Raw genomic sequence first — 14211 nt, 5'->3', positions numbered from 1 at the left:
GATGTGCTTTTATGTTAAGCTTAACTTAACAGCTAACCCCTAAATAACGATAAGAGATAGCCAATGTTCTCAGTATTAAAACCATTACCAACAGATCCTATTCTTGGCCTTATGGCGGCCTATAAACAAGATACAAACCCTAATAAAATTGATTTAGGTGTAGGTGTCTACAAAGATGAGCAAGGCAATACACCGGTTCTTAAAGCGGTTAAAAAAGCTGAAGCGTTTCGTCTTGAAAACGAAATGAGCAAATCTTACATTGGGTTAGCGGGTAATTTAGATTACTGCCAAAAAATGGAGCAGTTACTATTAGGTGAGCATCAAGTATTACTAGCTAACCGCGTACGTACTGCGCAAGCTCCTGGTGGTACGGGTGCACTTCGTGTTGCAGCTGAATTTATTAAGCGTTGTAATACAGACGCGACTGTTTGGGTAACTAACCCAACATGGGCTAACCATATTAGCTTGTTTGAAGCTGCAGGCTTAACAGTAAAAGAATACCCATATTACGATTACGAAAATAAAGATTTATTGTTTGATGAAATGATCAACACACTTAAACAAGTGCCTAAAGGTGATGTGGTTTTACTGCATGCATGTTGTCATAACCCAAGCGGTATGGATTTAAACGAAACACAGTGGAACACGGTTGCCGAACTGGCAAAAGAAGTTGGCTTTACACCACTTGTTGATATTGCATACCAAGGCTTTGGTGCTTCACTTGAAGAAGATGCACGTGGCTTACGTATTTTAGCCGATGCAGTAGAAGAGCTAATTATTTGTTCTTCATGTTCTAAAAACTTTGGCTTATACCGCGAGCGTATTGGTGCATGTTCACTAATTGCAAAAGACAGCGCAACAGCAGATATTTCAAACTCTGTAATGCTAAGCGTTGTACGTAGTATTTACTCAATGCCGCCAGCGCATGGTGCTGACATTGTTAATACTATTTTAAGCAGTACAGAGCTTACACAATTGTGGCACTCTGAGCTTGATGAAATGCGTAGTCGTATAAATGGCTTACGTAGCTTAATTAAAGAAAGCTTAGCAACTAAAGATATTGCTCAAGACTTCTCATTTATTGAACGCCAAAACGGTATGTTTTCTTTCTTAGGTATTAATAAAGAGCAAATTGCTCGCCTACAAAAAGAATACGGCATTTACATAGTTGGCTCTAGCCGCGTAAATGTTGCAGGTGTTAGTCATTCAAATATTGAATACTTTTCAAATGCTGTAGCTGACGTTTGTAAATAAACGCAGTTAATATAAAAAACCGCACATCATTACTAATGATGTGCGGTTTTTTATTATCTAAATTTAAACAATTAGCAGCAACCTTTAACCGATAGCAGGAATAAGCCCCGCCATTTGCATAAACTGCGCAGCAATAATAGTTATGCCACATATAGCTGCTATACCAAGCCCAACATTCCCACTTTTAACTTGGTAGCCTGTTTTATTTGATGTTGTACGCTGTTTATAAACCATTGCTACAGGCAAAAATATTGCCAGTACAACAAGTGCTATTGCTGCGTACCCTAAGGCCATAATAAAGCCTTGAGGATAAAACAATGCAAAGCCAAGTGGCGGAATAAACGTAATTAAAGCCGTTTTAATTCGGTCTGTTTTATTGTCACCCTTTTTAAATGCATCAGCAAAAAAATCAAATAACCCTAAACTCACCCCTAAAAATGATGTCGCAAGTGCTAAATCAGCAAATAACTTAACGGCCGTTGCCACACTTGGGTTATGCGCAATACTAGCCACGCTAGATACAAACCCATTAAGACCTTGGCTGTTGAGTAAATCAGCTTGGCTCATAATACCTTGGCTAAGTAGTTGCCAAAAAATATAAATGACTAAAGGTAGGGCGGCTCCAGCAATCATCACTTTGCGCAGTACTTTTATTTCAACACCAACATATTTAACAATAGAGGGGATAGATCCATGAAAGCCAAACGAAGTAAATATAACCGGTATAGCTGAAAGGATTAACCCTTGCTCCACAGGCATCTCTAATAAATGCTTACCTTGCACATAAGGGGTAAGCATGTAAAACAAGCTAGCTAATACAATAATTTTTATTGTAAATAACACTCTGTTTAGTTTATCTACCTTGCTAGTGCCTAGCGTTACCACACTTGCAATAATAACAGCGAGGATTACAGAGCCAAACTGTGGGGCTATATTTACATCAAAGCCTATATTTATACGCGCTTGGAGTTGTGCACCACCACCTGCAATATAAGCAGCGCATAAAGCGTAAAATAAAAAAACCATCGAAAAATTCGCAATGTATTGTCCGCGTTTTCCAAGCCATAATTTAGCCAATGTATTTAATGTAGCATCGCGTGGTGCATATTGGTGTAGCTCTAACATGAGTAGTGCGGTGTAGGTCATTAGTAACCAGCTAGCAATTATTAATGCAAGTGCAGTACTAAACCCAAGCCCGGCAGATGCAATTGGCAATGCCAACATACCCGCACCAATGGTGGTGCCTGCAACAATTAACATGCTTCCAGTTGTTTTATTTTTAAGCACTTAATTACCTTAATTATTATTAATATTGATGCACCATATAACTAGTTGCTCAAATCTCAAATAGTTTTGTAATAAAAGAGCAGTATTAAAATGTAACTTACAATTTACAACTGTATTTATTAAGGACTTTAGTGTTTAAAAAGTACTAAAACACGGTAGTGAGCGTATAATTTATTCTTTGTTTTATTCATTCATATAAAGCGTAGGGATGGCACGTGCCAGTTAAAGTATCGTATTTTTTAATGGTTCTTATATGGTCCACTACACCACTGGGTATAGTGTGGAGTAGTGAAACTGTATCGCCAACACTTGCAGTGTTAATGCGAATGCTGGTGGGGCTATTGTTAGGCGGCTTAATTGTTGCCATTACAAATATTAGAGTGCCTTGGAGCAAAAATGCATGCTTACTTTATTTTTATTCGAGTATAGGTATTTTTGGCGGTATGTTGTTGAGCTATATGGCAGCTAAAACAGTCCCTTCTGGTATTATTTCGCTTATGTTTGGCCTTGCACCTATTTTGTCGGGGTTGCTTGCTCAGCAATTATTAAATGAACCTAAATTTAGCCCGATTAAATTAGTTGCGTTAGCGTGCGCCTTAATTGGCTTATATTTTGTTAGTTATAACCAAGTACAAAACTCGCAAACTCAAGGGCTCGGGTTGCTTTATGTGTTTATGGCTGTCTGCTTTTTTAGTTTAAGTGGTGTGATGATCAAGCGTGTACAGATTGCGATTCATCCTATGGCGACAACATTTGGTGCCTTAGTTTTTGTAACCCCACTCTTTTTTATTGCTTGGTGGTTATTAGATGGTGAGTTGCATATACAAAACTGGAGTGCAAAATCATTGTGGGCTATTGGTTATCTAGGAATATTTGGATCTTTAGTAGGGGCTTTGGCGTATTTTCATGTGCTGCAAAACCTAAATGCAAGCACGGTATCACTTACTACACTTATAACTCCTAGCTTTGCGTTAGGTTTGGGAGCTTGGCTAAATAATGAGTCATTAAGCCAAGAACTAATAATTGGTGCGGTTATTATTTTAATTAGTCTAGGTTTTTTCCAATTTGGTGATAAGTTTTTAAGGCGAAAGAAAGTAAACACAAATTAGCTTTACTACATTTTTTCAATTTAGTGATAAGTTTTAAAGCGAAAGAAAGTAAGCGCAAATTAGCTTTACTACATTTTTTCTATTTGAATAATTAAACGACGGTTTTTGTCTCGGCTTAAAATGTTATCGTTATTATCAACAAAGCGTTTTTCGCCCAAACCGGTTGTTTGTACTTTGGCTTCATCAACACCCGAGCTCACCATATAATCTTTTATAGTTTTGGCGCGCTTGCGCGATAAATCTAAGTTATTCCAGCGTCCGCCATAACTATCGGTGTATGAGTCAATACTAATGGACTCTATGCTTGCATCATTTTTTAAATACTCAGCAATCTTATCAAGACGTTGTTGCGAAGATTTAGTTAATTTACTGCTGTTAGATTGATAGTTCATTACAGTAAACGAAATATCTTCAAAGCTGTAAGGGAGTAGCTCATCACGGCATTGTAAAAAAGCCCAGTAAGCTTGTTTAAAGTTTACGCTCGATATACCAACGGCAATTTTATCGGCACTGTTTTGCCAGTCTTGATAATAAAAAGTAGGATAGTAGCCTTTTTCAAGCTCGGTAAGCATTTCCCATGCGGTTTTATTGCCTAGCTCGCCATCAAACTTTTTAAGTAATTTCATATTTGCAATATCGCGAGCGGGCAATCCTGCACGCCATGTAGGTGGCACTGCTTTTAAACCTGCAATTGCATAGTTATCTGGGCGTACAACCATATCTAAATTAAATGTTAAGTTTTTATTTTTACTTGCTGAAGCTTTAAATATAGCTTCACCGTAATAAGGAACCTCATGATTTAATTGGCATTGTAAGCGCGTTGTTTTAACTACTTCCCAGTTGGAGTTGTCTTGGGTTGCTGTGTATTGGCGCATAGCAGCTTGCGAGTGAGTACTGCAAAGCACTGCACTTATACTAAGGCTAATAAATAACAACTTATACTTCATGGTGCTCTCCAGTTATCCGGGAATGCCAATAATTTGGCAAATTAACGACTGCAATGATTAGTTTGTTCTCTATATAACTAACTTATAAGTTAAAGCAAGTTATGTGCCTACAATTTTAAAGCAATAAATACTTAAATCCCCTAGCCTAGGGGGCATCAATTTTGACATAATAGTCAGCTTACACGTATAAACAAAGAAGACTATGGCAAATACTGAGCAAACACCTTTCGCAAAACGCTTTCGTGGATTTTTTCCAGTTGTTATTGATGTTGAAACTGCAGGTTTTAACAAAGAAACAGATGCCTTGTTAGAAATAGCAGCCTCTGTTTTAAAAATGGATGACGAAGGACTGCTCAGCATAGATCATACTGTTCATTTTCATGTTCAGCCATTCGAAGGCGCTAATATAGAACAAGCAGCTATCGACTTTAATGGAATAGACCCGTTTTCACCATTACGTGGCGCAGTACCTGAAGATGAAGTAATTAAAGAAATATGTAAAGTAGTACGCAAAGCGCAAAAGGCTGCTGGGTGCCAACGCTCAGTTATTGTGGCTCATAATGCCGCATTCGATCATGGCTTTTTAAATGCAGCAATAGAGCGTAATAACATTAAGCGTACGCCATTTCATCCCTTCGTAAGCTTTGATACAACATCTTTAGCGGGTTTAGCGTTAGGGCAAACTGTATTAGCAAAAGCATGTAGAGCGGCTGGTATCGAGTTTGATAACAGCCAAGCGCACTCAGCACTTTACGACACAGAACGTACAGCTGAGCTTTATTGTTTGATAGTAAACCGCTGGCAGCAATTAGGTGGTTGGCCATTAGCGCCAACCGACGACGCTGATGCTGAAGTTGAAACTGAAAATGACGAAGAAACTAAAACGTCTGAGTAATTTTACCCTCAGTTAGCTTAACTAGGTGGGGCGGATAAATACGCGAAAATTGTTTAGAATCTTTCGCTATTTTAAGCTCCACACCAGGGTGCATTAATTCATTTACTTTTAAACGGCTACTGGCAAGTAATTGCACTATTTTTTGCTTAATAAGTAGTTTTTGACGATGAATATGCGCAGAGCGTATTTTTATATGCTTTTCATTTTCAGTTATTTTATTCATGAATTGCTGGCGCTGAGCAGCCCCCGCAATTTTACTCGCTTTTTCGCGAGCCTGTTGTAAAGCGGTTACTTTAGTCGCAAGTACTTTTTCAAAATCGGTGATTTGTATTTGCTTTTGGCGAAGCTCAAACCAGAGTTGTGCTAAAAATACGCGTGTTTTAGTACCGGCTGGCGCGCCTAGTTCACCCGTTTCAATGCGCATAGCATCTAAAATATTACCGCCAATAATTTTACCTCGCGGGTCATTTGCTTTGCCTACACGTATTAATCGCCTAGCACTTAAATCACAATGCAGAGCTTGGCGTTCAATAAATAAATCTTGTTCGGATTTAATATTGCAGTACTGGGCATAACCAATAGAAATAGTTCGCTGAGCGGTTATAGAGCACGTAAATGCTTCCTCGCCTTCACGTTTTCGGCCAATTGCGCCAAGCATTATGGTTACCGCACTTTTACTTTCAACAGTTCCTGATTCCACAAAACCAAGTACCGTAATATCACCATTGGCTTTTACACGCATGCCGTCTTTAATATCACCAGTAATAATTACGCTACCATCAAAATCAACATGGCCTGTACTTACATCTACGTTATCAAAGCATAAAACGTCATCTACACGCATACCACGGGGTAGGTCAACGGGCACACCTTTGCAGTCGGCAATAAGCATATTAGGATTATTAGGATCTACTTTTGTACCTTCGAAAGGCTGGAGTTGGTGATCTTTACCTGGTTTTGCACTAATTGAATCGCCAAATACCGTATAGCCTTCTTCTCCAGGTGTAGCTGCAATGCGCTGCATTAAGGGAGTGCCAGGTTTTACGGTGATAATAGCGCCAAGGTTTTTCATATCAACCTTACCGCCTTCTTTAGCTTGTGGGCTAAGTACTCGGTCTTGAGCTGTTGAGCATAAACGTACAAATTTGGCATCGCTGCCTTCTTTTGGATTGCGCCCATGTGCAATTATGGCACTGTAAGAGCTTCCTGCTGGTTGCTCAAACTGCTGGCCTAAAAAGGTATCAAGCGCACGAGGACTTATTCCTTTTTTAACACCTGCATCAGCAAGTGCTTTTTGCGCGCCTTCCATAGACAAAAGTGCGCCACCTTTAGCGGTAGTTAATGTTGCTTCTGCGACCATGTTTTTTTCATCAATATTAATGATAAGCGACGCATCTACAGCTTTAGCAACGACAAGCGATACTTCCTGATAATTTTTAGTGGGCGCAAAAAGCTTTCCAATATTGGCAATGACAGCTTCGTACTCACTAAACTCAGATTGCTCTAGCATTTGCGTTAACTGAGTACTTGTAACAGGAAAACCACTATCAATAGGGTGACTTTCTAAAGAGACAAACCCTGTACTTTTATCAAATGAAAAAACCGACATTTATTAATTCCCTACTCTATGCCTGTTATTATTTTTATTTTTTACAACTTAAGGTTTAGAAATAGCAAAAACCTTAACTCCTCATTTGAACACAGGTTAAACACATTGTTAAGCAAATGTTTATATAGGCTTGCATAAACTAAATTTTGGTTACTTAACACGCGATTGGCACATACAATTAAAATAAAGCGTTACTAGGCCTTGAGTATCAGTACTTTACTCAGTTATACTGTTTGTACGCTCTGAATTGAGTTACTAATTCAGGGGCTGATTAGGATTCGACGGAATTCAAGAAGCCCAAGGTGCATGTCGAGGTGCGGTTTGCCTCGTTAAACAGCCGCAACCTAAAGTAATCGCAAACGACGATAACTACTCTCTAGCAGCTTAGGCTGGCTAGCGCTCCTTCCATGTATTCTTGTGGACTGGATTTTGGAGTGTCACCCTAACACCTGATCGCGACGGAAACCCTGGCCGGGGTTGAAGCGCTAAAACTAAGCGGCCTCGCCTTTATTTACCGTGTTTGTCCGGGACTTAAAGGTTAATTAAATGACAATACTAAACATGTAGTACCGACGGTCGAGGCTTTTCGGACGGGGGTTCAAATCCCCCCAGCTCCACCAATAAAGGTTTTTGAACTCGTTATTCGAAAACCATAAGAAACCCGCAAATTTGTTAATCCAAATTTGCGGGTTTTTTTATGCTCATAATTTTATTAAAGCATTTGATTTGTAGTATCAGAAGTTAATAATACGATATTGCATGACGGCTTAAAATTAACAGCTTTAGATAGTTAATTTATTAGATAGTAACCAAAAATATCTATATCACACAGTTGTAATTGGCAGGTTAATTAAACTTTTTAATATTAAGAAAGTGCATTATTCAATATAAATCGTGCTAATCACCTCAAAGCCTTTTTGCCTTAACAGCTAAATTTATATAATATCATTTGTTAAATAACGGATTAGCTGAGTCTTACAAAAAATGGAATTATATGTCACTCCCTAACAGACCAAAATCCCTCCATAATTTAGACTTAAGAATCAAGCACGTATTTAAAGTAAAAGCATTCAATTGCGATTACTGCTTCAAAGGTTAAATCCACTTATTTTTAGGATGAAATGTATGGCGTTAACAGATGCTGTTATTAACAAAAATGATAAACGACACAATAACGGCCCTGTAGTTGATGATGTTGCTATAGATGAAATTGACTTTTATATCACTGAATACACTAAAAGGGTGACTAATTTTGCAGCTAAGAAAAAGATCAATGAAAGGTTTACGTTTGTATCGCTTGTAATTGTCTTGCTATCAGCTGGTTTAATCTACTCACCATTCTTATTTGGTGTTGATGTTTTAGAGTATGGCTACTCAAGGTTGATTGTCAGTTTGTTTCTCAGTATTGCAGGTATGATTTTATTTGTTAGCTACTTGGTTAATAGGCTTAAAGGCTATACTAGAGCATGGAGCAGAAACCGCCTAATGAAAGAGCAACTTGAAATCTTAGCACGAGAATATCGTTTGGGTATTCGAGATAAAAACGTATCTACAGATCGCCATTATATAAACATCGAGCAAGAAAATATCTTATCTAAGTTATTCGAACTTGAATCAAAAAATAGAACCGAAACTCACGCAGATATAGTTGGTGATTACATAGCAGCACATGAAGGTGTGTTCAGCTGGGTTAAAGGATTAAGGAAATAATAAAAATGACAATAAGATACATACTAGATTTAACTAAAGAAGAATATCGCGATGACTTTGTTGCACTTGATGAGCCAACTGAAAGTAACGATAAAGAGTTCTGGCAATATGAAGCTCGCGATAAGCTAGTGGAGAAGCTGAGTTTCTTTTTAAATGACGCTAAAAAATATAAGCAAGCGAGAAGTAAAAATAAATCTAAAACTTGGTTATCACATAATGCGATATTGGTAACTGGTCAGCGCGGGACGGGTAAAACGGTATTTCTTCGAAACTGTAAAGCAATGTGGGATGTGTATTGTAAACAAGCACTAAAAAGTCAGTCAGAAATTTATTTTCTTGAATCGATTGACCCTACAATGCTCAGCGATCAAGATAATTTTGCGAACGTAATTATCGCGCAAATATATAGTGAAGTAGAGACAAAGCTTAACTCTGGAAATAATTGTAATGCAAATGAAGGCTTGAAAAGTGACTTTTATAAAAAGCTAAAAAAACTTGCTGATGCTTTAGGGAAGAAGGAAGAATTTGAAGGTTGTAGTGGTATTGATAAAGTTTTGCAGTATAAATCGGGTATTAATGTCGAAAGGTATTTTCACGATTTTGTTGAAAGTGCGATTCAAATTTTAGATGCAGAGGCTTTTGCCCTACCTATTGACGATGTTGATATGGCTTTAGATAGGGCATATGAAGTAGTTGATGAAGTTCGAAGGCTGTTAGGTTGTCCATATATCATACCGATAGTTAGTGGCGACTATAGCTTATACGAGCAGATGGTAAACATTCACTTCGATGAAAAGGCTTACCTCGCTAAGACTAAAAATCAAGAGCAGCATTTAAAAGGTGTAAGCCTATCAAATGATCTAACAAATGCTTATTTGACGAAGGTATTTCCCAATCAGATGAGAATAACTTTACTTCCAGTAGAGTACATTGCTCCAATGATTACTATTAAAACCTCAGAGGATGAAGGCTTATTTACTTATAGGGAATATGTGGCCTCTTTACAATCTCAGTTTTATCCTCTTTGCTCAAATGAAAATATTTTAAATAGCTGGCCAAAGCCTGAATCAGCAAGAGAGCTTATTCAATTTTGTCGGATGATACTCCCTCATGACTTGAATTTAGCTAAAGAAAATAAAAATGTTTGTTATAAGCTTTGGAAAAACTTTATTAATTGGGCTGAACAAAAACAAAATGGCCAAGCCTATGTAAATGTTGATTCGTATCTTACAGCCAGAAATCGGGATATTGAGGATTTATTTGATATATCTACTTTGTTAAGCTTCAATCCAAAATCACAAATAAAAAAAGCTCATTTAAATTGGGCGAATAAGTCATTTCTAAGTTCACAACTTCACTCATTAGGTATAGAAAATAAAAGTAAGTTGATAGAAATCACTGAGCGCGTAACAGCCTCCTCTCGCCCATGGAAAAAAAGACAGGATGGAATGTCATGGTATTTAGACAATATATCGCTAATGGCTTTTGGATTCAAAGACAGTGACAGAACTTTAGCAAGTTTACCTCCTTTAGAGTTTTTTCACTTTGATAGTATGGTGACTATTGCAGAAACTAAAAAGGCTTATGAATCAATTGAATTACTTGAATCTGAAGAACTTAAAGATGAAAAGTTATCAGTTGCGCCTTGTCATTTAAATGGCTTACTACTAGAGATTTATACGTACGGAGATCTTTACTCTACTATGGGTAATAGTTACCAGTATGTATTTATGAGTCGGGCGTTTGAGCTTTTACTATACTCTTTTTCCATTAAGGGTGATGAAGATCCAACCGAAAGCCTAATTGGAATTTTAGCTAGAAGACCTTTCTATTGTATTTTCAACATAGCTCCTACTAAAGCGATAACTAGTGGAGAGGATGAGAATATTGATGATTTTGAGAAACCAATATCTGATAGTAGAGTGAGTTATGCTTTGGTATTGAGTACGCAAATTAGAAATTGGAGAAAGCAACATAGTGGTTTGTTTGAAAAGATGCAGAGTGAAGACTTTGTTACTATCTTCTCTTTCATTTTTAATAAAGCATTTACAGCATTTCATTCATTTAAGCTTGAGAACTATATAGGCTCTAATACTGTTGATAATGAATACTTGACTGACCATATCAGGCGTTTTGAGTTAATTGTTATAAATGCTGCTTATACAGCAATGGTACCAGGCGAGGCTATAGAGGCTAACGTTGCGATAACAAAAAACCAAGAAAATATCCGAAGTGAAAATTTATTTAGAAGATCGGATAGAACACTGAAAAGAAATATATCTCGTTTTAAAGCAAGTTATAAAGAAGAACAAGTCCAAAATCAGTTTATTAGAGCTTTAGAGTCACATCCACTTTTTGAAATAATTAAATCGAAGGTAAATGGAGGTAATGTTGTTAAGCCGAGAATAAAATTGGGGAAAACTTCACCGGAGAGAAGGTCGAATATTGATAAAAAAAACATTTTCATTTCTAGAGATGTAATTAATTCCAGTAAAGTTACTCGTATTAGTGTTAGGCTGCCTGAGCACTTGACTAGGAAGGCTAAAGACTATCTAGAAATGAATTCTGAATATTACGATACAGTCAAGGCGACAAAGAAAGAATTAGTACCTGCGATAGAGAACGACTTAATTGCATATGATTATTTTGAAAGCGATTTCAATGATAAATCGATTAATTTTGATGACTTAAATATCATCTCAGGAAACAAGGCACATAACTTTATAAAAGTGCTTTACGATATTAACAAAAATGGTAAATCTTGATGCTTCTGTCCAATGATTTATTACTTGCTGATGTCGCTTTTCTTTCATCGGATAAAGCCATTAAAGAGCTAAGCAAAGATGATGTGTTGGGTAAAGATTTTTTAAAGCGTTTAGCTAGTTACATACAAGATTACCAGCCTTATTTACATCGAAATTTACGTGATGAGGATGTAATTAATCAGTTACATGCCTATGAATATGATAAGCCGGATATAACTGTTAATGGCGTACTTTCTCGCTTAGCCCATACGTTTTTAGAGTGGCAAGGAAACCACTTTGAAGTTAAACCAAGCAAATTAGAGCAGTGGCTAGAGCTTTTATCGCTTATAGATGGCACTTGGATTATCGCGCAAGCGTATAAGGATATTGCTAGGGAGTATGATTTTAGCGCCAGTGACATCATAAATGCTGTTATAACAGAGCAGTGCCCTCATGCACTGGCAAGTGAGAGGGCGGGTAAATTATTTGCAGATAATCATGTGCACCTAGGCGGACATGGTCATACAGGACCTTCGCTATTAAGTTTTGCGCTATATGGCGAGACCTTACAGAATAAGAGCTGGCCTAAGCGCCCAGAATATACACTATTCGAAAGTGGCCAATATAAAAAAGCAAATTTACGGATTTGGAGTTTTCAGCTTGCGGGTAAGCTGGTGGAATGCGCGTTTACTCAAACTGAAAATACAACTACACTCGATTTGGACAATCCAAAATTTGAACAAGATGATTGCTTGGCGTTGTATTACTTAAGTACACAATCAGCATCGACTCTTGCTCAAAAAGCATTTTTACAGGCGCACTGCAAACCAGTTCGTTCAGATGTACGCTGGTTATTATTTTGTATTGGCGTGGTAAGTACAGAACTTAAAGACCCAACTACAGCGGCGCAATTTATTCGAGTATCAAATATACTGCGTAATTATATGATTGTATGGGGTACAGGACTAAGCCAGTTTGTAGAATCATTTGGTTTTAGTGCCCGCAAAAAACGATATCATACTTATCAAAATAATAGCCGACTAGATGGTTTAATTGCTGATATTGATTACCGAACATTACGTGAGTTTAGAGTCTCTCCAAATGTAGTTGTTAATGGCAAAGGTAAAATTGGAGTTAAAGATTTACAGCAAGGTTTAGAAGCTGCTTTAAAACACTCTCTTGCTGAAAATATCCATTTTGTTATTCATTTTTCTCGTAGTTTAAAAGGCGATTTAGCAAAGAGAGAAGATCATTACCAAGTTAATATTCGAAATACTCTTAAACAACAAGTGACTGCATTGCAGAAATTTAAGGGTTCGGTAACGTTTTCTGATACTGAAATTAAAGCGTTTGATCTTAACTTATCCGTTAAACAAAATGTTGACTTGCGCAAGGCTATTCGTGGCTATGACCTAGCAGGGAACGAAAATGAATTACCAATTGAAGTATTTGCCCCTGCGCTTCGTGTACTTAGAAGCGCAAAACATCCTACCACTAGCATATTCAGCAAACGTTTAATAAGACCGTTTTTAACTGTGCATTCAGGCGAAGATTATAGTCATTTACTATCAGGCTTAAGAGCCATAGATGAAGCAGTGTATTTCTGTGATTTTAAAAGCGGTGATAGGTTAGGGCATGCGCTAGCGCTTGGGGTTATGCCGCGAGTTTGGGCTCAAAGGCAACAAACAGCCTATGTAAGTTTAGGCGACCATATTGATAATTTAGTTTGGTGTTATCAAAAGGCACTTGAAGTGATTCAAGTAGCCCCACGTTTTACTGGGGTGCTTCAGCTAATAAAAGAGAAAATTAACTACTGGTCTTTGCAACTGTATGCAGATGATCAAAGAAGCTCTGAAAGTCCACAATATACCGTAAGAGATTTGCATGAAGCTTGGAAGTTACGACGCAATTGCCCAGAAACATTGAATTTAGAAACGTGTGAACATGCATTACCAAATGTTGACCTTTTAAATCCTTTATATCGAGATTGGATCATTGATTTTGATAGACAAGTTGGAGGCTCAATTACTAGTAAAGCATTTAAATTATGGCAAAAGTATGTTTTAGGCCATATCAGAGATGACGCATACTTTGCTGCACGTAAAAAGCCCATCATTGTCCATTGTCAGCCTAAGCAGGGAGAGGATCCATTTTATGTTAAGGGCCGCATGCAATTTGATTCTGTCTCTACTGCCGAACTTGATCTTTATGAAGCTATTCAAGATTTACAGATGGAAAAATATGCAACTAAAGGCATAGTTATTGAAGCTTGCCCTACCTCTAATATTTATATTGGCCGATTTGAGCACTATCACGAGCATCCTATTTTCAGGTGGGATCCACCAGAACAAGACTGGCTTATGCAAGGTGAGCAGTACAATCGCTTTGGCTTGAGAAAAGGGTCAATTACTGTGTGTATTAATACGGATGATGCAGCCCTAATGCCAACCACAATACAAAATGAGCACAGAGTTCTGCAAAAAGCGGCTGTTGAGCATTTTAACGTGGGCGTTAATAAAGCGGAAGATTGGATAGAACGCGTTCGAAGGAAAGGTGTAGAGATTTTTAAGGCTAATCACTTAGATTGGGTGAATAAATAGTTATTAATTAAAAGGACTTTCGAAAACCATAAGAAACCCGCAAATTTGTTAATCCA

General features: G+C 37.5%; 9 protein-coding genes and 1 other RNA gene. 7 read left to right on the top strand and 3 right to left on the bottom strand.

Annotated features, from left to right (window positions below):
* The first annotated feature begins 63 nt into the window (after positions 1-63).
* Positions 64-1254: an amino acid aminotransferase gene (locus tag QL995_RS06000; protein WP_010554636.1), complete on the top strand. Its 1191-nt coding sequence runs from the start codon at positions 64-66 to the stop codon at positions 1252-1254.
* Between the two features lie 84 nt (positions 1255-1338).
* Here QL995_RS06000 and QL995_RS05995 read toward each other — a convergent pair whose 3' ends face one another.
* Positions 1339-2541, bottom strand: coding sequence for an aromatic amino acid transport family protein (locus tag QL995_RS05995; RefSeq protein ID WP_010554637.1), 1203 nt, complete (start codon positions 2539-2541; stop codon positions 1339-1341).
* 215 nt (positions 2542-2756) lie between these two features.
* On the opposite strand from QL995_RS05995, the gene QL995_RS05990 reads away from it, so the two are divergent.
* Positions 2757-3650, top strand: a complete 894-nt coding sequence (locus QL995_RS05990; protein WP_121954293.1) for a DMT family transporter — start codon at positions 2757-2759, stop codon at positions 3648-3650.
* Between the two features lie 68 nt (positions 3651-3718).
* Here the strand turns inward: QL995_RS05990 and QL995_RS05985 are convergent, their stop codons facing one another.
* A complete protein-coding gene (locus QL995_RS05985) occupies positions 3719-4597 on the bottom strand; it encodes an OmpA family protein (protein ID WP_290293706.1) in 879 nt (292 codons plus the stop codon).
* Positions 4598-4799: 202 nt separating this feature from the next.
* Here QL995_RS05985 and rnt point away from each other — a divergent pair, with 202 nt between their 5' ends.
* A complete protein-coding gene (gene rnt, locus QL995_RS05980; RefSeq protein ID WP_024589404.1) occupies positions 4800-5492 on the top strand; it encodes a ribonuclease T in 693 nt (230 codons plus the stop codon).
* Here rnt and QL995_RS05975 read toward each other — a convergent pair.
* Entirely contained in the window at positions 5476-7101 is a 1626-nt protein-coding gene (locus QL995_RS05975) for a FapA family protein (protein ID WP_290293703.1), read from the bottom strand. The two genes, rnt and QL995_RS05975, sit on opposite strands and share 17 nt — an antisense overlap.
* A gap of 263 nt (positions 7102-7364) precedes the next feature.
* Here QL995_RS05975 and ssrA point away from each other — a divergent pair.
* The 4 genes from ssrA to rdrB all read left to right on the top strand — a co-directional run bounded on the left by ssrA (position 7365) and on the right by rdrB (position 14155).
* Positions 7365-7721, top strand: a transfer-messenger RNA (tmRNA) gene (gene ssrA, locus QL995_RS05970).
* A gap of 505 nt (positions 7722-8226) precedes the next feature.
* Positions 8227-8811, top strand: a complete 585-nt coding sequence (locus QL995_RS05965) for a hypothetical protein (RefSeq protein WP_290293701.1) — start codon at positions 8227-8229, stop codon at positions 8809-8811.
* Positions 8812-8816: 5 nt separating this feature from the next.
* On the top strand, positions 8817-11576 hold the full coding sequence (gene rdrA, locus QL995_RS05960; protein WP_290293700.1) for an antiviral RADAR system adenosine triphosphatase RdrA: 2760 nt from the start codon (positions 8817-8819) through the stop codon (positions 11574-11576).
* Positions 11576-14155, top strand: a complete 2580-nt coding sequence (gene rdrB, locus QL995_RS05955) for an antiviral RADAR system adenosine deaminase RdrB (RefSeq protein WP_290293698.1) — start codon at positions 11576-11578, stop codon at positions 14153-14155. The genes rdrA and rdrB overlap by 1 nt, the downstream gene beginning before the upstream one ends.
* The last annotated feature ends 56 nt before the right edge of the window (positions 14156-14211 follow it).

Source organism: Pseudoalteromonas sp. APC 3358, assembly GCF_030408075.1.
GTDB classification, from domain to species: Bacteria; Pseudomonadota; Gammaproteobacteria; order Enterobacterales; family Alteromonadaceae; genus Pseudoalteromonas; species Pseudoalteromonas arctica.
This window is presented reverse-complemented; position numbering and strand designations above follow the sequence as displayed.

Bases quoted from the DNA above. Each gene is read 5' to 3' on its own strand.
- QL995_RS05985 (WP_290293706.1), bottom strand. From the start codon at position 4,597: ATGAAGTATAAGTTGTTATTTATTAGCCTTAGTATAAGTGCAGTGCTT.
- QL995_RS05975 (WP_290293703.1), bottom strand. From the start codon at position 7,101: ATGTCGGTTTTTTCATTTGATAAAAGTACAGGGTTTGTCTCTTTAGAA.
- rnt (WP_024589404.1), top strand. From the start codon at position 4,800: ATGGCAAATACTGAGCAAACACCTTTCGCAAAACGCTTTCGTGGATTT.
- QL995_RS06000 (WP_010554636.1), top strand. From the start codon at position 64: ATGTTCTCAGTATTAAAACCATTACCAACAGATCCTATTCTTGGCCTT.
- rdrA (WP_290293700.1), top strand. From the start codon at position 8,817: ATGACAATAAGATACATACTAGATTTAACTAAAGAAGAATATCGCGAT.
- QL995_RS05965 (WP_290293701.1), top strand. From the start codon at position 8,227: ATGGCGTTAACAGATGCTGTTATTAACAAAAATGATAAACGACACAAT.
- rdrB (WP_290293698.1), top strand. From the start codon at position 11,576: ATGCTTCTGTCCAATGATTTATTACTTGCTGATGTCGCTTTTCTTTCA.